The sequence below is a fragment of the Microbacterium sp. NPDC078814 genome, assembly GCF_040702645.1.
In the GTDB taxonomy this organism is placed as follows: Bacteria; Actinomycetota; Actinomycetes; order Actinomycetales; family Microbacteriaceae; genus Microbacterium.
Map to the genome: position 1 here is coordinate 363163 of NZ_JBFBLT010000001.1, position 25004 is coordinate 388166.

Annotated in this window: 21 protein-coding genes and 1 tRNA gene; 4 read left to right on the forward strand and 18 right to left on the reverse strand. The window is 70.8% G+C overall.

What is annotated here, in order from left to right; all coding sequences use genetic code 11:
* Position 1: 1 nt before the first annotated feature.
* From AB0300_RS01865 to AB0300_RS01890, 6 genes are all read right to left on the reverse strand, one after another.
* Entirely contained in the window at positions 2-817 is an 816-nt protein-coding gene (locus AB0300_RS01865) for an amino acid ABC transporter substrate-binding protein (RefSeq protein ID WP_025102335.1), read from the reverse strand.
* Positions 818-1014: 197 nt separating this feature from the next.
* Positions 1015-1704: a 50S ribosomal protein L1 gene (gene rplA / locus AB0300_RS01870; protein ID WP_025102336.1), complete on the reverse strand. Its 690-nt coding sequence runs from the start codon at positions 1702-1704 to the stop codon at positions 1015-1017.
* Positions 1705-1715: 11 nt separating this feature from the next.
* Positions 1716-2147, reverse strand: coding sequence for a 50S ribosomal protein L11 (gene rplK / locus AB0300_RS01875; protein WP_025102337.1), 432 nt, complete (start codon positions 2145-2147; stop codon positions 1716-1718).
* Positions 2148-2411: 264 nt separating this feature from the next.
* Positions 2412-3446, reverse strand: coding sequence for a transcription termination/antitermination protein NusG (gene nusG / locus AB0300_RS01880; RefSeq protein WP_025102338.1), 1035 nt, complete (start codon positions 3444-3446; stop codon positions 2412-2414).
* A 42-nt stretch (positions 3447-3488) separates the two neighbouring features.
* Positions 3489-3761 carry a preprotein translocase subunit SecE gene (gene secE, locus AB0300_RS01885; protein ID WP_025102339.1) on the reverse strand — a complete coding sequence of 91 codons (273 nt, stop codon included), beginning with the start codon at positions 3759-3761 and terminating at the stop codon, positions 3489-3491.
* A 39-nt stretch (positions 3762-3800) separates the two neighbouring features.
* Positions 3801-3873, reverse strand: a tRNA-Trp gene (locus AB0300_RS01890).
* Positions 3874-4065: 192 nt separating this feature from the next.
* On the opposite strand from AB0300_RS01890, the gene AB0300_RS01895 reads away from it, so the two are divergent.
* Positions 4066-5886, forward strand: a complete 1821-nt coding sequence (locus AB0300_RS01895) for an HSP90 family protein (RefSeq protein WP_366215361.1) — start codon at positions 4066-4068, stop codon at positions 5884-5886.
* Positions 5887-5914: 28 nt separating this feature from the next.
* A complete protein-coding gene (locus AB0300_RS01900; protein ID WP_366215362.1) occupies positions 5915-8707 on the forward strand; it encodes a hypothetical protein in 2793 nt (930 codons plus the stop codon).
* 63 nt (positions 8708-8770) lie between these two features.
* On the opposite strand, the gene poxB is transcribed toward AB0300_RS01900, so the two are convergent.
* From poxB to gabT, 8 genes are all read right to left on the reverse strand, one after another.
* Complete coding sequence (poxB, locus tag AB0300_RS01905) at positions 8771-10495, reverse strand: ubiquinone-dependent pyruvate dehydrogenase (protein ID WP_136052587.1); 1725 nt, start codon at positions 10493-10495, stop codon at positions 8771-8773.
* 40 nt (positions 10496-10535) lie between these two features.
* The gene (locus tag AB0300_RS01910) at positions 10536-10973 is read right to left on the reverse strand and encodes a pyridoxamine 5'-phosphate oxidase family protein (protein WP_025102343.1); all 438 of its coding nucleotides are present in this window, start codon (positions 10971-10973) and stop codon (positions 10536-10538) included.
* 122 nt (positions 10974-11095) lie between these two features.
* Entirely contained in the window at positions 11096-12460 is a 1365-nt protein-coding gene (locus AB0300_RS01915) for an NAD-dependent succinate-semialdehyde dehydrogenase (protein WP_062765093.1), read from the reverse strand.
* Between the two features lie 25 nt (positions 12461-12485).
* Entirely contained in the window at positions 12486-13952 is a 1467-nt protein-coding gene (locus AB0300_RS01920; protein ID WP_312675566.1) for an NAD-dependent succinate-semialdehyde dehydrogenase, read from the reverse strand.
* A gap of 14 nt (positions 13953-13966) precedes the next feature.
* Complete coding sequence (locus AB0300_RS01925; protein WP_062765097.1) at positions 13967-15523, reverse strand: APC family permease; 1557 nt, start codon at positions 15521-15523, stop codon at positions 13967-13969.
* The gene (locus AB0300_RS01930; RefSeq protein ID WP_366215363.1) at positions 15523-16407 is read right to left on the reverse strand and encodes a universal stress protein; all 885 of its coding nucleotides are present in this window, start codon (positions 16405-16407) and stop codon (positions 15523-15525) included. Before AB0300_RS01930 ends, AB0300_RS01925 begins: the two co-directional genes overlap by 1 nt.
* Positions 16407-17789: an NAD(P)/FAD-dependent oxidoreductase gene (locus AB0300_RS01935; RefSeq protein WP_062765104.1), complete on the reverse strand. Its 1383-nt coding sequence runs from the start codon at positions 17787-17789 to the stop codon at positions 16407-16409. The genes AB0300_RS01930 and AB0300_RS01935 overlap by 1 nt, the downstream gene beginning before the upstream one ends.
* Before the next feature lie 91 nt (positions 17790-17880).
* Positions 17881-19242 carry a 4-aminobutyrate--2-oxoglutarate transaminase gene (gene gabT, locus AB0300_RS01940; protein ID WP_062633027.1) on the reverse strand — a complete coding sequence of 454 codons (1362 nt, stop codon included), beginning with the start codon at positions 19240-19242 and terminating at the stop codon, positions 17881-17883.
* Positions 19243-19335: 93 nt separating this feature from the next.
* Here gabT and AB0300_RS01945 point away from each other — a divergent pair, with 93 nt between their 5' ends.
* Positions 19336-20844: a PucR family transcriptional regulator ligand-binding domain-containing protein gene (locus AB0300_RS01945; protein ID WP_366215364.1), complete on the forward strand. Its 1509-nt coding sequence runs from the start codon at positions 19336-19338 to the stop codon at positions 20842-20844.
* A 167-nt stretch (positions 20845-21011) separates the two neighbouring features.
* On the opposite strand, the gene AB0300_RS01950 is transcribed toward AB0300_RS01945, so the two are convergent.
* A complete protein-coding gene (locus AB0300_RS01950; protein WP_366215365.1) occupies positions 21012-21401 on the reverse strand; it encodes a riboflavin kinase in 390 nt (129 codons plus the stop codon).
* Positions 21398-21907, reverse strand: coding sequence for a flavin reductase family protein (locus tag AB0300_RS01955; protein ID WP_060923367.1), 510 nt, complete (start codon positions 21905-21907; stop codon positions 21398-21400). The genes AB0300_RS01950 and AB0300_RS01955 overlap by 4 nt, the downstream gene beginning before the upstream one ends.
* A gap of 103 nt (positions 21908-22010) precedes the next feature.
* On the opposite strand from AB0300_RS01955, the gene AB0300_RS01960 reads away from it, so the two are divergent.
* Positions 22011-22613 carry a PadR family transcriptional regulator gene (locus tag AB0300_RS01960; RefSeq protein ID WP_062765115.1) on the forward strand — a complete coding sequence of 201 codons (603 nt, stop codon included), beginning with the start codon at positions 22011-22013 and terminating at the stop codon, positions 22611-22613.
* Between the two features lie 31 nt (positions 22614-22644).
* Here AB0300_RS01960 and AB0300_RS01965 read toward each other — a convergent pair whose 3' ends face one another.
* Both AB0300_RS01965 and AB0300_RS01970 read right to left on the reverse strand, forming a co-directional pair.
* The gene (locus AB0300_RS01965) at positions 22645-23529 is read right to left on the reverse strand and encodes a ribokinase (protein WP_062765118.1); all 885 of its coding nucleotides are present in this window, start codon (positions 23527-23529) and stop codon (positions 22645-22647) included.
* The gene (locus tag AB0300_RS01970; protein ID WP_062765121.1) at positions 23522-24901 is read right to left on the reverse strand and encodes an NtaA/DmoA family FMN-dependent monooxygenase; all 1380 of its coding nucleotides are present in this window, start codon (positions 24899-24901) and stop codon (positions 23522-23524) included. Before AB0300_RS01970 ends, AB0300_RS01965 begins: the two co-directional genes overlap by 8 nt.
* Positions 24902-25004 lie beyond the last annotated feature (103 nt).

A 25004-nucleotide genomic window follows, 5' to 3' on the forward strand; every position in this document is an offset into this window, starting at 1 on the left:
CCTACTGCGAGACGTCTTCGCCGAAGTACTTCTCGCTGATCTCGGCCAAGGTGCCGTCGGCACGGAGCGTGTCGAGCGCTTCGTCGACCGCATCGACGAGCGCCTCCTTGTCCTTCGTGAACACGAAGGCCTGCTCACCGGCGTCATCGGTCTCCGCCGCGATCTTCAGGCCCGTCGGGCTGTTGGTCGTCTCGTAGTCGAGGAACGTCAGCTTGTCGTTGACGGTCGCATCCACCCGGCCCTGGCGGAGGAGCTCCACGGCCTGCGCCCACCCCTCGACGCCCTCGACCTTGGCGCCGGACTCGGTGGCCAGCTCGTACCAGTTGCTCGTGAGGGACTGCGCCGTCGTCTTGCCCTCGAGGTCGTCGAAGGACGAGATGGAGTCGTCGTCCTCCTTCACCACGATCACGCCGGGCGACACCGTGTACGGGGTGCTGAAGAGGTACTTCGCCTCGCGCTCCTCGTTGATCGACACCTGGTTCGCGATCACGTCGAAGCGGCCGGCGTCGAGACCCGCGAAGATCGCATCCCACTGCGTCTCCTGGAACTCGACCTTCAGGCCGAGCTCGTCGGCGACGGCCTGAATGATCTCGACGTCGTAGCCGGTGAGGTCACCGGAACCGCCGTCGTCGTGGAAGCTGAACGGGCGGTAGGTGCCCTCGGTCGCGACCGTCAGCGTGCCGTCCTTCACCAGGCCGAAGTCGGAGCCCGCGGCGCCCTCGCCGTCCGTGCTCGCGGGCGTGCTGGACCCGCTGCAGGCGGTCAGCGCGGCGGCGGCGACGACGAGTGCGGTGACGGCGATGAGACGACGGGACATGGACCCTCCTGGGGTGAGAAAGCGCGGGAGCGAGTTTACGCGACGACCGCGGGAACTCCCCCACAGTACGCGGCGCCTCCGACGTCCGCGCATCGGATGACGCCGGATGTCGCGCGCCGAACCGCCCCGGGAACGCAGAACGCCCCCGGGCGGACCCGGGGGCGTTCGGTGCGACAGGTGCGAGACCCGTCGACGCGTCAGATGGCGTTGACGTCCAGCGGGATGCCGGGGCCGAACGTGGTCGACACCGCACCCTTCTGGATGTAACGACCCTTGGCGCTGGACGGCTTGAGGCGGACGATCTCCTCGAGCGCGGCGTCGATGTTCTCGTTCAGCTGCTCGGCCGAGAAGGAGGCCTTGCCGATGACGAAGTGCACGTTGGCGTGCTTGTCGACGCGGAACTCGATCTTTCCGCCCTTGATCTCCTCGACGGCCTTGGCCGGGTTCGGAGTCACGGTGCCGGTCTTCGGGTTCGGCATCAGGCCACGGGGACCGAGCACCTTGCCGAGACGGCCGACCTGGCCCATGAGCTCCGGGGTCGAGACCGCGGAGTCGAAGTTGGTCCAGCCGTCGGCGACCTTCTGGATGAGCTCGGCGCCGCCGACCTCATCGGCGCCGGCCGCGATCGCCGCCTCGGCTGCGGGGCCGGTGGCGAACACGATGACGCGGGCGGTCTTACCGGTGCCGTGGGGCAGGATGACGGTGCCGCGCACCATCTGGTCCGCCTTGCGGGGGTCGACAGCGAGCTTCAGCGCGACCTCGACGGTCGAGTCGAACTTCGCCGAACCGGTCTCCTTCGCGAGCGCGACGGCCTCGGACGGCGTGTAGAAACGGTCTGCCTCGATCTTCTCGGCGGCAGCCTTGTAAGCCTTGGACTTGGTAGCCATGATTATTCTCCTCAGCCCTCGACCGTGATGCCCATGGAACGGGCGGTGCCGGCGATGATCTTCGAGGCGGCCTCGATGTCGTTCGCGTTCAGGTCGGCCTGCTTCTGCTCGGCGATCTGACGGACCTGGTCCTTGGTGATCTTGCCGACCTTGACGGTGTGCGGGGTGGCCGAAGCCTTCTGCACGCCGGCGGCCTTCTTGATGAGCTCCGCCGCGGGCGGGGTCTTCAGGACGAAGGTGAAGCTGCGGTCCTCGTAGACGGTGATCTCGACGGGGATGACGTTGCCGCGCTGCGACTCGGTCGCGGCGTTGTACGCCTTGCAGAACTCCATGATGTTGACGCCATGCTGACCGAGCGCGGGGCCGATCGGCGGCGCCGGGTTGGCGGCACCGGCGTTGATCTGAAGCTTGATCAGGCCGGTCACCTTCTTCTTCGGTGCCATTCTCTTTCCTTTCCTCGAGGCGGATGCGAGCATCCGCTTCTCCCACGGCTCCGGCCTCTCCGGCCCGTGGTCGTCTCTGTGCACGCCGAAGCGGCACACAAACCACGTAAGTCTACCTGATCACTCCCCCACTCGCGAGCCGGCCCCTTGTGTGCGAGCCGGCCCTCTGCGCGCATCCTCAAAGGGCCGGGAGACACGAAAGGGGGTGGGTCGGGGGAAAGAAAACGGCCGCCCCGGAAGAGGGCGGCCGTTCTCGTGACAGTGTCAGATCATCTTGGTGACCTGGTCGAACGACAGCTCGACCGGGGTCTCGCGCTCGAAGAGCGAGACGAGGACCGTGAGCTTGCCGCTCTCCGGCTTGATCTCGCTGATCGAACCGGGAAGACCCGCGAACGAGCCCTCCTTGATCGTGATGGTCTCGCCGACCTCGAAGTCGACCTCGGCGGGAAGCGGACGGGCGACGGCGACGCCACCCTTGGCCGCGATGTTCTTGGCGGTCGGCACGTCCTTGACCTCGACGAGGGACTTCAGCATGTTGAAGGCCTCTTCGAAGCGCAGCGGCGTCGGGTTGTGGGCGTTGCCCACGAAGCCGGTGACGCCGGGGGTGTGCCGCACGACCGACCAGGTGTCTTCCGTCAGCTCCATGCGCACCAGCACGTAGCCGGGGATGCGCACGCGGGTGACCATCTTGCGCTGGCCGTTCTTGATCTCGACGACGTCCTCCATCGGGACCTCGACCTGGTAGATCTCGTCCTCGACCTCGAGCGTCGACTTGCGCTGCTCGATGTTCGCCTTGACCTTGCGCTCGAAGCCGGCGTACGAGTGGATGACGTACCACTTGCCCGGGAGCATGCGCAGGTCCATGCGGAAGGCCTCGTACGGGTCTTCCTCGGACGCCGACTCGTCCTCGTCGGACTCGGCGGCGGGACGGTCGTCCTCGCCGTTCACGTCGGGCCCCTCGTACGGGGTGACCTCGTCGGCCGCTTCGGCCTCCTGCTCCGCGACCTCTTCGGCCACGGAATCGTTGAGGACCTCGGCGGCGGCTTCGGACTCCGCGGCCTCGTCCAGGTTCAGAGCGTCGTTCACGATGGCGTCCGCCTCCGGGTCGTCGATGTCGATGTCGATGTCTTCCGTCTCCTGCTCGCCGTCCTCGTCCTCGACGTGGACCGCGACGTGCTCGGCAGAGGTGACCGAGAGCTCCTCCGCGGCGAGCACGTTGCCCTCCTGGGCCTCGTCCTCCTCGCTGGACTGCTCTGCGGCGGTCGCCCAGTCGGCGTCGTCGGAATATCGTTCAGACACGTTGCTTCTTCTCCATAGCTGCGGCGGTCGCCGCGGGGGTCATCAGCCAGGGATTCCGAACACGTAGTGCGTCAGGAGCCCGAAGACGTAGTCGAGACCGTAGACGATGCCCATGACGATCAGGACGAAGACGAGCACCACACCCGTGAACTTGAAAAGCTCCTTGCGGGTCGGGGTGACGACCTTGCGCAGTTCGGCGATGACCTGGCGGATGAACAGGGCGATGCCCCCGAAGAACCGGGAGAAGGGGTTGCCCTTCTTCTGGCGCGTGGCGCCGGCCGCGACGACGTCGCCGCGCGGTTCGTCCTGATCCATCCTGAATGTACCTTTCGTGTGTCAGCGTGCGCTGACGCGCAGGGCGGACAGGAATCGAACCTGCAACCTGCGGTTTTGGAGACCGCTGCTCTGCCAATTGAGCTACCGCCCTAGAGACCCGGAGGTCTCGGGGATGCCCTCCCCACCCTGTCACCGGCCGATGTCGTAGACGCCAGGCACGGCGAAAGAATGCAGAGAACAACTGCTCACCAAGCATACGGCATCGATCCGGTGGTGCCGAACAGGAAGCGGAACCGGCGTTGTTGCTAGGCTCGGCGGGCGGACGAAGCAGGAAGGGACGCATGTGAGTGGGGATGTGCAGCAGTTCCAGGTGGACCTGCGCGGAGTCGTCGATCTGCTCAGCCGGCACATCTACTCCAGTCCCCGGGTCTATCTGCGGGAACTGCTCCAGAACGCGAGGGACGCGATCGCCGCGCGCCGTGACGTCGACGGCGGCGGCAGCCGCATCCGGATCACACCGCTGACCGCGCAGTCGGGCGAGTTCGTGCTCCGCGACGACGGCGTGGGATTGACCGCCGCCGAGGTCGCCGATCTGCTCGCGACCGTCGGGCGCAGCTCCAAGCGGGACATCTTCGACCTCCCCCGGAGCGACTTCCTCGGCCAGTTCGGCATCGGGCTGCTGAGCTGCTTCATGGTCGCCGACACCATCGTCATCCGCTCCCGCAGCGCCAGAGGCGGCTCCGCGGTGGAGTGGACGGGCAGCGCGGACGGCACCTTCCGCGTCACGGAGATCGATGACGACCTCCCGATCGGCACCAGCGTGCACCTCGTGCCGCGCTTCGACGCCGACGAGCTGCTGCGGCCGGCGGCCGTGCACGAGCTCGCGACCACCTTCGGGGAGTTCCTGCCGGTGCGGGTGACCATCGACGCGACCGGCGGGGACATCGATGTGACGCGCGAGCCTCCCTTCCTCGACCCCGCCGCCGACGTCGAGGCGGCCGTGCAGTACGGTCGCGACCTGCTCGGGGCCGCTCCGCTGGACGTGATCCCGCTGAGCGAGCCGGCGACCGGCACGCAGGGCCTGGCGTACGTCCTGCCCTTCGCTCCTCCGCCCGGCGCCCGGCAGGCGACCCGCATGTACCTCGGGCGCATGCTGCTGTCCGAGCGCGTCGACGACGTGCTGCCCGACTGGGCCTTCTTCGTTCGCGCCGTCGTCGACTCCACCGGCCTCGCGCCGACCGCGAGCCGCGAGTCCCTCGTCGAGGACACGGCCCTGGAGCACGTCCGGGAGCATCTCGGCGCCGGGATCCGCCGCTGGGTGCTCGAGCTCGGGCTGCGCGAACCGCATCGCCTCGCCCAGTTCGTCGCCGTGCACGAGGTCGGACTCAAGTCGCTGGTGCGTCATGACGAGGAGCTCGCGCGCTTCATCACGCGCTGGCTCACCGTGGAGACCACGCACGGCACGCTGCGGATCGGCGAGCTCGTGGAGCGTTACCCGCACGTGCGCTACGCCCAGACCGTCGACGAGTTCCGCCAGGTGGCGGGCATCTCCCCCTCGGACGAGGTACTGGTCAACGGCGGCTACCTCTATGACGCGGATCTGATCCGCCTGCTCCCCGACCTGTACCCGCAGGTCACGGTGGAGAAGGTCGACGTGACCGGCGAGCTCGATCGCCTCGACCCGCCGCCGCTCGACGACCGGGACATCGCGATGGCGCTGGAGTCCCGCGCCGGCGCCGTGCTCGCCGCCTCCGACTGCGCCGTCGTCGTCAGGGCGATCGATCGCCCCGAGCTGACCGGACTCTACGTCGCGGATCCCGAGGTCCTGCGCACGATCGACCGCGGGCGCACCAAGGGCATCGCGAGCACGCTCTGGGGCGGGGTGCTCGACCGGATCGATCAGACGCTCTCCTCCGCACGGGACGACGACCTCACGGCGCGACTGTGCCTGAACTGGTCGAACCGCGTCGTCCGCGCCCTCGTCCGCGTCGAGGACGACGCCGTGTTCGCGCGCACGGTCCAGCTCCTCTACATCCAGGCGCTCCTCGCGGGACACCACCCCCTCTCGGACGCCGACCGGGCCCTCATGACCAGCGCCCTCTCCGACCTCGTCTCGCTCTCCGCCGGCATCGAGGGGGACACGCTCCCCTTCGACGCGCGCTGACACCCCCGACTACCCGAAAGGGCCCTCCATGGCACGTCCGAAGAAGCGCTTCCAGCAGCTCATCGAGGAGATCGACCGCACCCCGTGGGGCCCGGCGGAGCAGGCCCTCGTGGCGGAGGCGGTGGCGCTGGCCGTCGAGATCGGCGACGAACGGCTGGAGTACGAGGCCCGGATGCGGCAGACCGCGTCGGCGAACATGGTCGGGGCCACCGACGTCATGCTCAACTCCTTCGCGTGGTGCCTCGCGCACCACGACGCCGACCCGCAGCGGTTCCCCGCCGACCTCGACAACGGCGGCGCCGACCTCATGTGGCAGTTCAAGTGGATGGCGTCGTCCCTGCGCTCCTCCCCCGCCTTCTCGCAGGAGCAGATCGCCGCGGTGCTCGATGACATGGAGGCGCACTACCGCGCCGCAGGTCTCGGCCTCAGCGGCGTGCTGACCGCCCGTTTCGAGGACGCCTGGGACGCGGGCCGGTTCGACGCCGCCGAAGCCCTGCGCGTGCAGCTCGAGGCCACGCCGCGCGACGAGCACAGCCACTGCGACGCGTGCAGCCGCAGCCAGTTCGCAGGATTCTTCGCGGAGACCGATCGCGACGCCGAGGCCATCCGCCTCGTCGAGGAGATGATCGAAGGCGGCTTCTCCTGCGGCGAGGAGCCGGAGCATGCTCTGTCCCGCGTGCTGCTCCCGTATCTGCGCGCCGGTCGCACGGAGGACGCGAAGACCGCGCACCTGCGCAGCTACCGCCTGGCGAAGGACAACCCGGACAACCTGCGGATCGTGGCCAACAACATCGTGTTCGCGGCGATCACCGGCAACGAGGCGCGGGCGCTGGCCCTGATCGAGAAGCACATCGCGTGGCTGGCCCACGATGGCCTCAACGTCGACGCGCACTTCGCCGCCCTCACCGCCTTCGCGGTCGCTCTCGACCGCGTCACCGCTGCCGGACACGGCGACACCCCGGTCCGCGGCGCCGACGCCCCGGCGCTCGTGCCGCTGCTGGGCACGCACGACGGCCCGTGGAGCGCCGCCGAGCTCGCCGCGACCGCCTGGTCGACGGCCGAGCGCATCGGCGCACAGTTCGACGAGCGGGACGGCACCGACGGCCACGCCCGCAGCCTCGCCCGGATGCGCGCTCTCGCCGACGAGAGCTACGACGTCGCGATCCGCTCCGACGCGTTCGTCGCCCCCGCGCCGGCCACGACCCCGACCGACCCGGACGGCTGGTTCGAGCGGGCGATGCAGCTCGCGCAGTTCGGCGCCGAGCAGGAGACCCTCGCCGCGCTCCCGCACGCCCTGGAAGTCGACGACGCCGCCAAGCGCGCGCAGCTCCTGTCGATGCACCTCGGCATCCTCGTCGCACTCGATCGCGTGGACGAGGCCGAGCGCCTCCTCCCCGAGCGGATCGCCGCGCTTCGGGCCGCCGGGAACGACGCGCAGGCCGACCTCGAGGAGCGGCTCGGACTGGCGACCTTCGGCCTGCACACCGACGAGACCATGGCGGCGCTCGAAGAGGAACTGGCCGAGGCCGACCGTCTTCCCGCGTGGTCGCGCGGCGACCTGGCGATCAGCCGCGCGTCGCTGCACCTCCGGGCGGAGGAGCCGGACGCGGCGCTGGACCTCGCGGAGCTCGCCGCCCGCTCGTTCGCGGAGGCCGAGGACACCCGGCTGTCCAACACCACGACCCTCGTGGCGATCGGCGCCGTGCTGAGCAAGGGCGACCTCGACGCCGGTCGCACGCTCCTCGACCGCTTCCTCTCCCAGGAGGACGTGTCCGCCGGACACCGGGCCCACGCGCTGCAGACCCGGGCCCGCGTGCGCGGCGGCACGGGTGCGTACCAGGACGGGGCCGTCGACGCCGACGAGGTGTGCCGGCTGCTCGCCGAACTCGGCGCCACCCGCGCTCTCGCCGAGGCCCATGTGCTCGCGGGCGCGCTCTGGGAGGACGCCGAGCAGCCCGAGAAGGCCGTCACGCGCTACCGTCTGGCCGCCCGACTCCAGGACGAGGGCGATCGCACCGGTGTGGACTTCCGACTGGCCAGGGCGATGCTCCGCGCGGGAGACGCCGAGGAGGCAGCCGAGCTCTTCGGCGACGTGCTCCAGCGCGAGGAGAACGCCGAGACCCCTGCGGGTTCGCGCGCTATGACCGCCTCCCTCCTGGCCCGGTCGCTCGCCGAGTCCGGAGAGTACGGACAGGCGGTCGGCGCGCACGGCTACGCGGCCGAGCTGTTCGGACAGGCGGAGGCCCACGCCGACCAGGCCATGGCCATGACGGAGCAGGCGAAGATCCTCGCCCGCTTCGAGGAGCACGACGACGCGGTGCGGCTGCTGGAGGGCGCTGCGGACATCGTGCGGCGTGCCCCCGAGGCCGTCGGCGCGCTGTCCGAGGTGCTGCACAGCCTCGGCCAGGCCTATGCAGGCCGGGGTGACGAGCGCGCCTTCCCCCTCTTCGACGAGGTCGCGGCACTCGCCCAGGAGCACGAAGCCGGCTGGCTGCTCGCCGACGTGACCGACTCCCGCGGCCGCGCGCTGGCCCAGCTGGGCCGGATCGATGAGGCCGTCGCCGCCGCCCTCACCGCGGCGGACGGCTTCGCCGCGCTGGGCGATCAGGGCGCCGCCGGCAGCTCGGAACTGTTCGCGGGCCGGGTGCTCGCGGGGAACGACCGCCCGGCCGATGCCGTGCCGGTGTACCGGAGCGCCCTGGAGCATGCCGAGGGCTTCCCGCCGCTGCGTCAGGTCGCGGCGCTGGAGCTCGGCGACGTGCTGGAGGCGCTGGGGCGGCACGCCGAGGCCGCCGAGGTCAGGGCCCTCGTCGAGAGCTGACGCGACACCGGCGCGGGATCCGGAGGGGATCCCGCGCCGATGCGGATGCGGCGGAGGGCCGCGTCAGAAGAGCTGACGCCAGTTCGCCCGCGCGAGGTCGAGCAGCTCGTCTCCGCGACCCGACATGACCGTGCGGATCGCGTAGAGCGCGAAGCCCTTGACCTGCGCGGCCTCGATCGCGGGCGGCATGGACAGCTCCTGCCGCTCGGTCACGACGTCGAGCAGCGCGGGGCCGTCGTGCGCGAGGACCTCGCGGACGGCCTCCGGCAGATCCTCGCTGCGCTCCACCCGACGGGCGAAGATCCCCATGGCCTCGGCGATCGCGGCGAAGCTGGGGTTGTCCAGCCCGGTGCCGTAGGTGACGAAGCCTGCGGCCTTCATCTCCAGCTCCACGAAGTTCAGCGACGAGTTGTTCACCACGATCGTCTTGACCGGGAGACCGTTCTGGGTGAGCGTGAGCAGCTCGCCGAGCATCATCGCGAGGCCGCCGTCGCCGGCGAGCGCCACGACCTGACGATCCGGATGCGCGACCTGCGCGCCGATGCCGTGCATCAGGGCGTTCGCCATCGAGCCGTGCGTGAACGATCCGATCAGCCGGCGCCCCTCGGTCATGGACAGGTACCGCGCGGCCCAGACGGTCGGCGACCCCACGTCGGCGGTGAAGATCGCATCGTCGGCGGCGTACTCGTCGAGCAGCCGGGCGAGGTACTGCGGGTGGATGGGGCGCGTGCCCTTGGCCGGCACCGCGAGCTCGTCGAGCTTCTTCCGTGTCTTCCGGTAGTGGGCCACGGCGTCGTCGAGGTGGCCGCGGTCGTCCTTCCGCGCGATGCGGGGCAGCAGGGCTTCGGCGGTGGCCTTCACGTCACCGACGAGACCGAGGTCGAGCGGGTGGCGCTTGCCGAGCTGGGACCCGCGGATGTCGACCTGGATGGTGGTCGCGTGATCCGGGTAGAACTGCTCGTACGGGAAGTCGCTGCCGAGGACGAGGAGCGTGTCGGCCGCCTCCATGGCGCGGTAGCCGGACGCGAAGCCGAGCAGTCCCGTCATGCCGACGTCGAAGGGGTTGTCGTACTCGATGAACTCCTTGCCGCGCAGCGCGTGGACGATGGGGGCACCGAGCGCGTCGGCGAGCGCGATCACCTCGTCGTGCGCCCCCTCGACGCCGGCCCCGGCGAGGATGGTGACCTTCTTGGCCGCGTTCAGCATGGTCGCTGCCTTCTCCAGCTCCGGGCCGCTGGGCTGGATCAGCGGGCGGGTGCGCTCGATCACCACGGCGCGGTCGTCCGCGATCTCGGACAGCGCCACGTCGCCGGGGATCACGAGGACGGCGACGCCGCGCTGCTCGATGGCCGCGCGCATCGCGATCTCCATCAGCCGCGGCATCTGCGACGGGTCAGCGACGTATTCGACGTACACGCTGCACTCGCGGAACAGCTCCTGCGGGTGCGTCTCCTGGAAGTACCCGGTACCGATCTCGACGGTCGGGATGTGCGCGGCGATGGCGAGCACCGGCACGCGAGAGCGCTGCGCGTCGTACAGGCCGTTGATGAGGTGCAGGTTGCCGGGGCCGCACGAGCCCGCCACGACGGCGAGGTCTCCGGTGGTGCCGGCGTCGGCCGCGGCGGCGAAGGCGGCGGACTCCTCGTGGCGCACGTGCACCCAGCGGATCCGGCCGTCCTTGCGGAGGGCGTCCGTGAGACCGTTCAGGGAGTCGCCCGGGATGCCGTAGACCCGGTCGACTCCGTTGGCGTTCAGAGTCTTGACGATGTTCTCAGCGACGTTGGCCATACCCCGACCCTACGCCCGCCGAGGCCTCCCCGGGCCGGGCTCAGTACTCCTGCGGACCGTCCCGGTCGGGCTCGGGATCGCGCTGGAACGCGCGGCCGGACACCGATGCCGGGGCGATGCGCACGTACACCCGCTTGTCGGTCGGGATCCACGGGCGCAGACCCGCCGCCTCCGCCCGCTCGATGTCGGCGTCGGTCTCCAGTGCCTCGGCACGCCCGCGCACGATGACGCTCCACGCCGCAGTGTCGGTGTGGTCGTCGACCTCGAAGAGCACGTCGGCGTTGACCGTCAGCTCGAACAGCTTGCTCCCGGGGGCCGTGCGGAACAGGAGTCCTTCGCCGTCGACGGCGTAGTTCACGGGGAAGATGTCGATGGTCTCGCCGACCCTGGTGACGAGCCGCCCGAGCTCCTGGCTGCGCAGGTGCTCCCAGCTCTGCTCCGCGGTGAGGGACTGGACCGGATCCGTGTGCGCGCTCATGCCGCCATTGTGCCTCGTCCGTCTTCGACGCGCACCCCGTCGACCCGGCCCCTCTCGTGCGAGCGGCCCCCTTGCGTGCGCACGCAAGGGGGCCGCTCGGCCGCAAGGGGGTGGGTCGACGGTCAGCCGATGCGGATCAGCTTCTTGTTGACGAACTCGTCGGCGGCCAGGTGGCCGAGCTCGCGGGCCGTGCCGCTGCGCTTGATGCCGCCGAACGGGAGCTCGGGGCTGTCGGCGAGCACGAGGTTCACGTAGACCATGCCCGCCTCGATCCGGTCGGCCACCCGCTCCGCCTGCGCCTCGTCCGTCGTGAAGACGTAGGAGCCGAGACCGAACGTGGTGTCGTTGGCCAGCGCGACCGCCGCGTCCTCGTCCGCGACGCGGTACACGACGGCTGCGGGGCCGAACAGCTCCTCGCGGTAGACGTCCATCTCCGGGGTCACGTCGGCGAGCACGGTCGGTGCGAAGAACGCCCCGTCGCGCGTGCCGCCCGTGAGGAGGGTCGCGCCCTGGGCCACGGCGGTGTCGATCTGCTTCTGCAGGTTCTCCGCCGCCGCCTCCGACGAGACCGGACCGAGGACCGTGTCGTCCAGCGTGGGATCGGTCGCCTCGACGGCCGCCATCGCCGCAGTGAACTTCTCCACGAACGCGTCGTAGAGCTCGTCGACGATGATGAAGCGCTTGGCGCCGTTGCAGGCCTGGCCGTTGTTGTCGAGGCGCGCATCCACACCCGCCTGCACGGTGGCGTCGAGGTCGTCGGTGGAGAGCACGATGAACGGGTCGGACCCGCCGAGCTCCAGCGCGACCTTCTTGAGGTTGCGCCCGGCGACCTCGGCGACCGCGGCGCCGGCGCGCTCGGAGCCGGTCAGCGACACGCCCTGCACCCGCCAGTCCGCGATCATCGCCGCGATCTGGTCGTTCGTGGCGAGCACGTTCTGGTACGCGCCCTTCGGGAAGCCCGCGTCGTGGTAGATCGCCTCGATCGCGCTCGACGACTCCGGGCACTGCGGCGCGGGCTTGAGGAGGATCGTGTTGCCGACGATCAGGTTCGGCGCGGCGAAGCGCACGATCTGGTACGCCGGGAAGTTCCACGGCATGATGCCCACGAGCGGTCCCAGCGAGGAGCGGCGGATGATCGCCGAACCCTCCCCGAGGATCTTGATGGGCTGGTCGGCCATGATGTCCTCGGCCTGGTCCGCGTAGTACTCCGCGATGTCGGCGGCGAAGTCGACCTCGCCGAGTGCGGCCTCCCGCGGCTTGCCCATCTCGCGCACGAAGATGTCGGCCAGCTCCTCGCGGCGCTCCCGGTGGAGCTCGGCCGCGCGACGCAGCAGCGCGGCACGGTCGGCGACCGTGGTGGAGCGTGACCACTCGCGGTGCGCCTCGTCGGCGGCCGCGACGGCCTCCTCGATCTGGGCGTCGGTGAACGTGTCGTACGACGCCAGGGTCTCGCCGGTGGCGGGGTTGACGACGGCGTAGTCGGTCATGTGTCTCCTCCTCTTGCCGTGCCGGTCAGGAGACCGGGATCAGCGTGTACTTGGTGGACAGGTACTCGTGGATGCCCTCGAAGCCGCCCTCGCGACCGACGCCGGACTGCTTGACGCCGCCGAAAGGAGCCGCCGCGTTGGAGACTACACCCACGTTCAGACCCATCATGCCGGTCTCCAGCGCGTCGATCATCCGCTGACCGCGCTGCAGGTTCTCGGTGAAGACGTAGGAGACCAGGCCGTACTCGGTGTCGTTGGCGAGACGCACGGCCTCGTCCTCGGTCTCGAAGGTCGCGATCGCGAGCACCGGGCCGAAGATCTCCTCGCGGAGGATCGCGGAACCGGGGACGACGTCGGTGAGCACCGTCGGCTCGTAGAACGTGCCGGTGCCCTCGAGCGCCTTGCCGCCCGCGAGCAGGGTCGCGCCGCGCTCGACGGCGTCGTCCACGAGCTCGCCGGCCTTGGCCACCGCGTCCTCGTCGATGAGCGGGCCGATCGCCACGCCCTCCTCCGTGCCGCGGCCGATCTTCATGCCGTTGACACGCTCGGTGACGCGCTTGGCGAACTCTCCCGCGACGTCCTTGTGCACGATGAAGCGGTTCGCCGCCGTGCAGGCCTGACCGATGTTGCGGAACTTCGCGGCCAGCGCGCCCTCCACGGCCTTGTCGAGGTCCGCGTCGTCGAACACGACGAACGGGGCGTTGCCGCCGAGCTCCATCGACACCCGCAGCACGCCCTCGGCCGCCTGGGCGATGAGCTTGCGACCGACCTCGGTCGACCCGGTGAAGGACAGCTTGCGCAGACGCGGGTCGGCGATGATCGGCGCGGACAGGGCGCTCGACTTCGAGGTCTGCACGACGTTGACGACGCCCTTCGGCAGACCGGCCTCCTCGAGCAGCGTCGTGAAGAAGATGGTCGTGAGCGGCGTGAGTGCCGGGGGCTTGATCACCACGGTGCAGCCGGCGGCGAGGGCCGGGGCGATCTTGCGCGTGGCCATCGCGAACGGAAAGTTCCACGGCGTGACGAAGAACGACGGTCCCACCGGGCGCTGCGACACGATCATGTGACCGGTGCCCTCGGGGTTGAGGCCGTAGCGGCCGCTGATGCGCACGGCCTCCTCGCTGAACCAGCGGAGGAACTCGCCGCCGTAGGCGACCTCGCCACGGGCCTCGGCGAGGGGCTTGCCCATCTCGAGCGTCATCAGCAGCGCGAGGTCCTCCTTGCGCTCCTGCACGAGGTCGAACGCCCGGCGGAGGATCTCGCCGCGCACGCGCGGCGCCGTCGCTGCCCACTCGTCCTGCGCGGCGACCGCGGCGTCGAGCGCCCGGATGCCGTCCGCGGGGGTGGCGTCGGCGATCGTGCGGATCACCTGGTTGGTCGAGGGGTCCTTGACGTCGAAGGTCGCGCCGGTCTCCCCCTCGATCCACTCCCCGCCGATGAAGAGGCCGGTGGGGATGCTGTCGAGCAGCGCCTGCTCGTTCTGAGTGCTCATGGATTCTCTCTCTTTCAGACGGACGTGGGACGACGGCGGCGGCTGGGCGGAGCGTCCATACCCAGCGTCTCACCGCGGAAGAAGGCGGGGCGGCGGATGGCGTTCCAGATCATCACGGCGATGCCGACGACGATGATGAGGATGCCGAGGATGAAGACGATCCCGATGCCGCCGATCTCCGACCCGGAGCCGTAGGCCGGGTCCATGGAGTCGATCAGCGTGGTGAAGAACAGGATCGCCAGGATGATGCCGCCCACCAGCGGGAACAGGAAGGTGAAGAAGACGTTCCGCGCCGAGTCGAACCACTGCTTGCGGAAGTACCAGACGCAGGCGAACGCGGTGATCCCGTAGTAGAAGCAGATCATCATGCCGAGCGTGAGGATCGTGTCCCACAGCGTATCCTCGCTGACCACGCGCATCACGGCGTAGAACGCGGAGGCCACGATGGCCGACACGATCGTGGCGTAGCCCGGGGTGAAGAACCGCGGGCTCACCTTCGCGAACGACTTCGGGAGCGCACCGTAGTGGCCCATCGCGAGCAGGGTACGGGCCGGACCGACGAACGTCGACTGCAGCGACGACGCCGAGCTCGTGAGCACCGCGAGGGAGACGAGGAACGCGAGCGGACCGAGGATCGGTCCGGAGAGGTGGAAGAACACGTTCTCCTGGATGTCGCCGTTGCCGAGGCCGAGCTCCCCCGTGCCGACGCCCGCGAACATGATCATCGCGACGGCGAGGAGCAGGTACAGCGAGACGATCGTGAGCACCGTGACGGTCGCCGCGCGCCCCGGGGTCTTCTCCGGGTCCTTCGTCTCCTCGTTCATGGTGAGGGTGACGTCCCAGCCCCAGAAGATGAAGATCGACAGCGACAGACCCGCGGCGACGGCGCTGAACGACGAGATCGCGAACGGGTTGAACCAGTTGAGGTCGAACGGCTGGTAGTCGAAGCCATTGCCGCCCACGGCCTGCACGATCGCGGCGACCGCGAAGAACACGAGCACGAGGATCTGGAATCCGACCAGCCAGTACTGCAGCTTCTGCGTGGTCTGCATGTCGCGGTACGACACCCACGTCGCGCCGAGCATGAAGAGCAGGCAGACGCCGATGTTGATCCAGGTCACGCCGGCGAGATCAGCGATCTCCGGATTGCCCGTGATCTGCGACAGCAGCAGGAACAGGAAGTCGACCGCGACGCCGGCGAGGTTGGAGAGCACGAGGATCGTGGCGACCACGAGGCCCCAGCCGGCCATCCAGCCCACCCACGGCCCGAACGCCCTGGCGGCCCAGGTGAAGGAGGTGCCGGAGTCGGGCATGCGGTTGTTGAGCTCGCGGTAGCCGAAGGCCACGAGGAGCATCGGGATGAAGCCGACGAGGATGATCGCCGGGATCTGCGCGCCGACCTCGGATGCGGTGGGGCCGACGGCGGCCGTGAAGGTGTAGGCGGGGGCGATGCACGAGATGCCGATCACGACGGCGCCGATCAGGCCGACGGTGCCGGCGCTCAGGCCCTTCGTCGAGATTCCGGTCGTGACGCCGGATGCGGGCTCCGTCGCCCGGTTGGTGCTGCTCATCAGCGGTCTCCTGCTTCATCGCGGGTACGCGGGACGACGATCATGGGGACGGGCAGCTCGTGCAGCATCTTCGCCGCCGTGGAGCCCAGGAAGAGTCGGCGCGGCTGCGCCAGCCGGCTGGAGCGGACGAGCACGACCTCACCGGGGAGCCAGGAGAGCCCGGCGACGGCGTCCTCCACCGTCTCGCCGGGGGCCTCCTCGACGACGGCACCGAGACCGTCCGGCAGCCGCTCGGCGGCCACGGCCAGCACCTTGTGCGCGTGCTCGCTGCCGGCGAGGCGGATGGCGCCCGTGTCGAGCCCCGGCGGCACGTCGAACGGCACGAGGGACACCAGGCGCAGGCTCACCTCGGCGGCGCCGGCGAGGGCCACGGCCTGGTCGAGCACGCCCTCCGCGCCGGGACGGGTGCCGACGGCGACGGTGACGCGCGGGAGCACGTGGTCGTCCTGCTGCGCGAGACCGGACGGCGCGAGAGCCACCGGGATCGGCGAGGAGTGCAGCAGCTCCGATGCCACGCTGCCCAGGCGGTGCCGACCGAAGAGGCCCCCGCCGGCCGTGCCGATCACGATGACGCTGGCGTCGAACTCCTCACCGGCGGCGATGAGGCCCTCGGCGAACGACTCCGAAAAGCGCACGTGGCCGCTGCGCACGAGCTCCTGCGGCAGGCGCACGACCGCGTCCTGCAGCCAGCTCCGGGCCTGCTTCCGGATGACGTCCTCGTAGGCGCGCTCCGGCGGTACGGCGGCGCTCCGGGTGCCCTCGGTCGGCAGCACGATCACGAGGTGCAGGGTCGCCCCGATGCTGCGCGCCAGTCGCGCGCCCAGCGCCGCCGCGTCGGCCCCCGCATCCGTCGCCGTGTAGCCGACGACGACCGAGCCGGTCATCAGCCGATGCTCTCGGGAGCGCCGGTCTCGCGACGGGCGTCGACGATGTTCGCCGCGACGAGGTGGCCCATGCGGATCGCCCCGTCGACGTGCTGGTACCCCGCTCCGGCCATGTCGCTGCAGGCGAAGTGGATCGGTCCGACCGGCGTGCGCAGGTCGGCGCCGTAGCGGTGCAGTCCGCCGAGGTCGAAGCTCGCGGCGTACGCGCCGCGGGTCCACTCCTCGCTGCCCCAGTCGCTCTCGTAGTAGACGATGGGGTTCTTGGCCTCGGGACCGTAGTAGTGCGAGAGCGACTCGAGGATGCGCTCCTTGCGCTCCTCGGCCGACAGCTCGAACACGCCGTCGGCGTTCGCGTCGGACACGAAGCCGACCAGGGTGCCGCGCTCGTCGCCGTGGTTGGTGTTGTCGTACGCCTCGTGCGAGAGCTCGTACGGGCTGAACGCCGTACCGCTCAGGCCCTGCTCGCGCCAGAACGGGCGGTCGTAGACGGCGTGCACCTTGATGACGAAGCCCATCGACAGGTGCTGGTGCAGCTGGTGCTGACGACGCGGCAGCGGCGGGACGAAGGAGATGCGGTTGTAGAGGATGGGGGCGTGCGCGAGGATCGCGTACCGCGCCCGGACCGTGAGGTCGTCGGTGGTCGCCACGACCCCGTCGTCCGACCACTCCAGGCTGCGGACGGGCTGGTTCAGCAGCACGTCGTCGCCCAGGCGCTCGGCGAGACGCAGCGGCACCTGCTGCAGCCCGCCGACGACGCGCTTGTCGAGGATGAAGTCCGCGTCGACGAGGTTCGAGTAGGAGCCGGCGGACGCCGCCATGAGCAGCGACTGCAGCAGCGAGAAGGCGTGAGTCGGCTTGGTCAGCATCGCCGAGCCGGTCGCGAAGGCAAGGTTGCGCACCGCCTCGTCGTCGTCGGTCTGCGAGCGCAGCCAGGCGTCCCAGGAGATGGAGTCCCACTCGGCCGCGTTCGGGTGCTCCCACGGGCGGTCCGGGTCGATCTCGGCGACGAGGGCGTCGAGGATGCCGGTGATGCGGGCGATCACGGCCTCGGTCTCCGCCGACACCGGGAACATCTCGCCCGTGAAGCGATGGGCCTTCCCGTCCGGGCCGACGTAGACGCTGTCACCCTCGCGGTACCGGCTGTAGGTCTCGAGCCCCAGCTCCTCGATCGTGTCCTTGAGGGCGTCCTGGTCGGGCGAGACCCACTGGCCGCCGATCTCCAGCATGGCGCCGTCGATCACGTCGGTCCACAGCCGGCCGCCCACGCGGTCGCGGGCCTCCAGCACGGCGACCGACAGTCCGGCCTTCCGCAGGTCGTTGGCCGCCGTGAGCCCTGCGGCTCCGGCGCCCACGATCAGCACGTCGCGGGTGATCTCAGCCATCTGCAACTCCTTCGTCGTCGGGGGATGCGGGGGAAGAAGTACCGGTCGCGTCCCGAAATCCCCCGATCCGGGGACGCGACCGGACAGTGTGTCAGGCGCCAGCGAGCGCCTCGGCCACGACGTCGAGGCCCTCGTTCAGCAGCTCGTCGCCGATGGACAGCGGCGGGAGGAAGCGGATGACGTTGCCGTACGTGCCGCAGGTGAGGACGATGACGCCCTGAGCGATGCACGCCTTGGCCACGGCGGCCGTGAGCGCGGCGTCCGGAGCCTTGGTCTCCGGGTCCACGAACTCGGCCGCGACCATCGCGCCGTGACCGCGGACGTCGCCGATGCGGGCGTCCTCGGCCTGGAGGGCGGTGAGGCGGCCGATGAGGATCTCGCCGATCTCGCGGGCCCGCTCGATGACGCCGTCGTTCTCGAACACGTCGATCGCAGCCAGCGCCGCGGCACAGGCGATCGGGTTGCCGCCGTAGGTGCCGCCGAGGCCGCCGGAGTGCGAGGCGTCCATGATCTCGGCGCGACCGGTCACGGCCGCGAGCGGCAGCCCGCCCGCGATGCCCTTGGCGGTGGTGATGAGGTCGGGCTCGATGCCGAAGATCTCGCTGGCGAACATGTGCCCCGTGCGGGCGAAGCCGGTCTGCACCTCGTCGGCGATGAAGACGACGCCGTTCGCGCGGCACCAGTCGACGATCGCGGGGAGGAAGCCGTCGGCGGGGACGATGAAGCCCCCCTCGCCCTGGATGGGCTCGATGATGACGGCCGCGAGGTTGTCGGCGCCGATCTGCTTCTCGAGCTGGAGGATCACGCGGGCCGCGGCCTCGCCGCCCTCGAGTCCGTCGCGGAACGGGTAGGACATCGGCGCGCGGTAGACCTCGGGGGCGAACGGGCCGAAGCCGCTCTTGTAGGGCATCGACTTCGCGGTCAGCGCCATGGTGAGGTTCGTGCGGCCGTGGTAGCCGTGGTCGAACGCGACGACGGCCTGGCGTCCGGTGTGCTTGCGGGCGATCTTGATCGCGTTCTCGACGGCCTCCGCGCCGGAGTTGAACAGGGCGCTCTTCTTGGCGAAGTCGCCCGGGGTGACGCGGTTGAGCGCCTCGGCGACGCCGACGTACGACTCGTACGGCGAGATCATGAAACAGGTGTGCGTGAACTGTGCGGCCTGCGCGGCGACGGCCGCGGCGACCTTCGGGTGTGCGTTGCCGACCGTGGTCACCGCGATGCCGGAGCCGAGGTCGATGAGCGAGTTGCCGTCGGCGTCGACGACCACCCCTCCCCCGGCCGCGACGGCGGCGACGGGCACGGTGTGTCCGACACCGGCGGCGACCGCGTCCGCCTTGCGGGCGAGGACCTCGGCCGACCGCGGGCCGGGGAGTTCCGTGACGAGGCGACGCTCCTGCGGGAGGTCGGGGCCGCCGAGGGGGACTGCGGGTGCTGCGGTGTCGAGGAGAGCCATGTCGCGAGCGTACGGCGGCAGCGGAGACGCCCGCATTCGCCGGGTCGTACAATCGGAGGATTGATTTCGCCGTCTCGTACAACCGGAGATCGCATGGCCCCCACCGATCCGCCCACGCTGTCCGCCCTGCTGCGGCGCCGTGATCTGGACCTGCGCCTCGTCTCCGCCGCCACCGACCTGCCGGACGGCTCGCTCGACCGGCCGCTGCGCTGGGTGCACAGCTCGGATCTCGCGGACCCGACGCCCTTCCTCGCGGAAGACCTGGTGCTCCTGACCACGGGTACCCAGTTCGACGACGCGGACGCCATCCCGCCCTACGTCGTGCGCCTCGCCGAGCGCGGGGTGCTGGGGCTCGGGTTCGGCACCGACGTGCATCGCTCGGGAACGCCGGAGGAGTTGATCGCGGCGTGCGCCGACCAGGGCATTCCGCTGTTCGAGGTGCCGTACCGCACGCCGTTCATCGCCGTGGCCCGCGCGCACTCCGAGGCGATCGCGGCGCAGGCCTACGCCCGGCGCACCTGGGCGCTCGACACCCAGCGCGCCCTGGCCCTCGCCGCGCTCCGACCGCGGGGGCTGGACGCCATCGTCACCGAGCTCGGCCGTCGTCTCGGCGCCTGGGCCGGCATGTTCGACGCGGCGGGCGACCTGCTCGTCGCCCACCCCCGCGATGCGTTCTCGACGACTGTCCGGGAAGAGCTCGGGACGCGGGTCCAGGAGATCCTCGACCGCGGACTCGAGGCGGGGCAGTCCCTCACCCTCGAGGCGCACACCTTCATGCTCTTCACGGTGGGGCGGGGCGGGCACCTGCGCGGCGTCCTCGCCGTGGAGGCCGACGCCCTCGACCAGGAGGCCAGAGCCGTCGTCACGTCGGTCATCGCGATGGCCGGACTCGCGCGGGAGCAGAGCGAGCAGCTCACCCGTGGCCGTCGCCGCCTGCACACGCAGCTGCTGCGCTCGCTCCTGGGCGACGACCCCGGCCTCGCGCGCCGGGTGCTCGGGAGCCTCCCGCCCGCCCCCGTGGTGGTCGCCGTGACGGGCGACGCCCCGGCGGAGCCGCTCCTGGACTGGTGGGAGCGCCGACGCCTCGACCACGGCACCCCCGCGTTCCTCGCCGATTCCGAGGACGGCGTCGTCATCTGCATCTCCGCGACCGACGAGCCGCTTCTCGACGATGTGGCCGCCCGCTTCACCGCCCGCGTCGGCGTCTCCGCTCCGGAGGGGTACGACGCCTTCTCCCGGGCACACGCGCAGGCGCTCGTCGCCCTCCGTCAGCCCGGCACGAGCGGCGCCGTCCGGTACGCCGACACGGTCGGGTCGAGCCTGCTCACCGCTCTGGCCACGGATGAGGCCCGGCTCGTCGCGGAGTCGCGGCTCGCCCCGCTCCGGGAACACGACGCCGCCCACGGCACCGCGCTCGAACACGCGCTGCGCACCTGGCTCGACCACGATGCGCGAGCCGAGCAGGCCGCGGCCGCCCTGGGCATCCACAGGCACACCCTCCGCTCCCGGGTTTCCCATGCCGGCGCCCTCCTCGGGGTCGACCTGACGACCTTCCCCGCCCGGGCCGAGGTGTGGGCCCTCCTGCAGACCGCCCGCGACTGACCCGGCCCCTTCCGTCCCGGCCTCTCCCCTCTCCCCCGCGACGCTTGCACGACCTCGCCACGTATGCACGACGGATCGCCCCGATGAGTCGTGCACCCGGACCGGGATCGTGCCGCCGGAACCCGGAACCCGGAACTCGAACCGCAGGACCGGAGTCGGATCGGGTGTCAGCGGGCGAGAAGCCGCCGGGAGGCCGTGATGTCGGCGGCGGTGCGAGCGACGAGCTCCTCGACCCCATCGAAACGGAGGGTCGGCCGGAGCAGCGCGACGAGCTCGACCGACAGCCGCTGTCCGTAGAGGTCGCGGTCGACGTCGTGCAGGTGCACCTCGAGTCGCCGCGCCCGGTCGCCGCAGAACGTCGGGTTGGCCCCGACGCTCGCCGTCGCCTCCCACCGCCGGTCGTCATCGGGCAGCCGCGCCCAGGCCGCGTAGATGCCGTCGTCGGGCAGCAGCCGCTCGGGCAGGGCGAGGTTCGCGGTCGGGAAGCCGAGCAGTCGCCCGCGGCCGTCGCCGGGGACGACGAGGCCGGAGAGCACCGGGAGCGCCGGTCCGGTCACACGTCTGCGGCGGGCGAGATCGCGCGGTAGCGGCTCTGGTGGAACACGAGCGGCTCGACGTCGTCGAAGAGCGTCACGTCCTGGATCTCGTAGAGCGCGATCTCGTGGTCGCCGCCGTCGAACGTGCTGTGCAGGCGGCAGGTGAGCCAGAGCGCGGCGTCGTCGATCAACACGGCCCCACCCTCGGAGCGATGCCAGGCATGGCCGCCGAACCGGTCCCCTTCGCGCGCGGACAGCGAGCGGCTGAGCGGCTCGTGGTGCGCCGCGAGGACGCTCATCCCCAGCTCCGGGACGGCTCGGAGCACCGGCCAGGTCTTCGAGGTGCGGGCCGCACTGACCGCGACGAGGGCGGGCTCCAGTGAGATCGAGGTGAAGGAGTTGACCGCCATGCCGACGGCTCGATCGTCGACGTGCGCGGCGAGCGCGACCACACCGGTCGGATAGACGGAGAAGGCGCGACGGAGAGCGCGGTCCCGCGGCAGGGCGTCGGTCACGGCAGTGGTCATCACGAAGTCCTTTCGTTAGTCAACTTTGACTAGTTTGAATCATAGGCATTTTTGACCATGCAAACAACAGGTTTCGCGACACCGAGCCGTTAGCATGAAGCGCATGTCGACCACCCGCCTCGTCGTCCTCGGCGCCGTCAAGCAGTTCCAGCCCGTTCACGGCTACTTCCTCCGCCGCGAACTCATGACGTGGCACGTCGACGAATGGGCGCACATCCAGCCCGGTTCGATCTACAACGCCCTCCGCGCGCTCGAGGTCGACGGCTACGTGGCGGAGAGCGGCACCGAGACGGAGGGCAAGCGCCCCGCGCGCACCACCTACCGCATCACCCCGGCCGGCGAGGTGGAGCTGCAGCGCATGCTACGCGAGAACCTCTGGAACGTCGCGGCATTCGACACGCAGGCGATCATGACCGTGGCCTCGTTCATGTTCGTCCTCAGCCGGCAGGAGGTCATCGCCGGCCTCGAGCACCGCCTCATCAAGAGCGATGCCATCATCACGCAGAACGGCTTCGACGTGCAGGACACGCTGCGCTCGGAGACGACGCCGGAGTACGTCCGCGAGATCTTCGACCTCTCCACCGCCCGACTCACCGCCGAGAAGGAGTGGCTCCTGGCACTGCTGGAGCGGCTGCGCGCCGGGGCGTACACGTTCGCCGGCGAGACGGCGGAGACGACGGAGGCGGAACCCGCTCCCCCACGGTGACCTCGGAAGGCGCACGCACGGCGCACGGGACTCAGCGCCCGGCCACCAGAGCCTCCAGGGCCGCCACAGACAGCGCCGGCGTGGTCGCCCCGCGGTGTCGGGCGACGATCGCCCCCGCGGCACAGGCGCGCACGAGAGCGTGCTCGATGTCGCGCCCCTGGGCGAGCCCGGCGGCGAGGGCGCCGCAGAAGGCGTCCCCGGCCCCCGTCGTATCGACAGCGTCGATGCGGAAGGCCGCCACGTGCGCACCGGGCCGTCCCGGCCGATGCAGCGTCACCCCCGCGGCCCCCTCCGTGAGCACGATAGCTCCGGCACCCGCGCTGAGGAGCCGCTCGACGCCGCCGAGCTCCGCGCACTCGGTCTCGTTCACGACCAGCACGTCCACCTCCGGCAGCAGCGCGACCGCCGCCTCGTGCGCGGGGGCGGCGTTGAGGATCGTGCGCGCCCCCGCACCCCGGGCGGCCGCGAGGGCGGCAGCGACTGCGGCGAACGGCACCTCGAGTTGAGCGAGCACCACAGCCGCCCCGGCGATCCCGGCCAGGGCGTCCTCCGGAGTGAGCTCGCCGTTCGCCCCCGCCGCCACGAGGATGCTGTTGTCGCCGTCGTCGAAGGCCAGCACATGCGCGACCCCGGTCGGCGCGGACGCGGAGCGGCGGAGCACGGCGTCCACGCCCGCCTCCGTCAGCGCCGCCTCCAGCACGGCCCCCGCCTCGTCCGCTCCGACGACACCGCAGAACCGCGTCGAGGCTCCCGTGCGCGCCGCCGCGACGGCCTGATTGAGGCCCTTGCCACCGGGGAAGCGTCCCCCGGCACGACCGAGCAGCGTCTCTCCGACGCGGGGTGGGCGCGAGACCTCGACCACGAGATCGAGGTTCGCGCTCCCCACGACGGCGACGCCGGCGAAGGTCTCAGACACGGGCCATCGTCCGCCGGAACGACGAGCCCACGTGGGACTCGGCGAGCGCGGGCGTCGGGGTGCCCATCAGCCGTTCCCGCAGCGACTCCGGCTCGGCGGCGGGGTCGCTGATCGCCCCGCGCTCCTTGAGGATCGGCAGCACGTGCTCGATGAAGTCGGCGGTCGACGCCGGCGGGATCACGGGGGCGAAGAGGAAGCCGTCGAGGTCGGCGCCGTCGGCGAGCTCCATCATCCGGTCCGCCACCTGCTCCGGCGTGCCCACGATGGGCCGGGCGCCGACCCCGTGCGCGTGCCAGTCGCCCAGCACGTCGCCCACCGTCTTGTCGGCGAAGCGGGCGACCTGCGTCTGCGAGAGCTCGGTGCTGAGTTCTGACATCGGGGTGCTCGGGTCGTACGACGACAGGTCGAGCCCGGTGAACCAGGCGTAGGACGCCACGGTGACCTGGGGGTTCTGCGCGTCGGCGACCTCCGCGTACGTGCGGCGCGCCTCCTCCTCGGTGCTTCCGACGACCGCGGCGAACGCCGACATGATCTTCACCTCGTGCGCGCCACGGCCGTTCTTCACCGCCTCCTCGCGGATCGCCGAGGAGTGCGCACGGAGCTGCTCGACCGAGCCGCTCCCCACGAAGATCGCCTCGCCGTGCCTGCCGCCGAACTCGCGGCCGGCGGGCGAGGCCCCGGCCTGGAACAGCACCGGCGTGCCCTGCGGCGAGCGCTGCGTGTTGCCGTAGCCGTGCGAGCGGAAGTAGGGCCCGTCGTGCGCGATGCGGTGCACCTTGGCCGGGTCGGCGAAGCGGCCCGCCTTGTCACGCTCCAGGGCCCCTTCCTCCCAGGCCTCCTCCCACAGCTTGTAGACCACCTGCATGAAGTCGTCCGCCATCAGGTAGCGTTCGTCGTGCCCGACCATCGGCACACCGAAGCCCTGCACCGCGGTGTCGGCGGTGCCGGTGGTGACGACGTTCCAGCCGATCCGGCCGCCGGAAAGGATGTCGAGGGTGGCCAGGCGCCGGGCGAAGGAGTAGGGCGGCTCGAGCAGGGTCGACCCCGTGGCGACGAGGCCGAGGCGGGTGGTCTCCGGGATGAGCGCGGCGAGGATGATCGCCGGGTCGAGCCGCGGCAGGTCCAGGCCCTCGACCGAGCAGATGTCCGGGCGCTCACCGGCGACGTCGGCCCAGCCCCACGCATCGGCGAGGAAGAGGAAGTCGAAGCCCGCGTCCTCGACCAGGCGCGCGGTGTCGCGCCAGTAGTCGAGCTTGTCGAACAGGTAGCGCCGGTTGTCGGGGTGGCGCCAGGTCGCGGTGCCGGAGTCGTTGGCCTGGGCGTTCTCGAAGAGCCCGAGCCGCAGGGTCTTCACGGGGTGCTGAGCGGTCATGGCGGATGCCTTCCTGGGAGTGGGGGATGGTGTCGTTCGGAGTTTCCGGGCACGCCGGGGGAACCCGGGGGCGCAGGGGTCGCGCCCCCGGGACCGGGGGTCG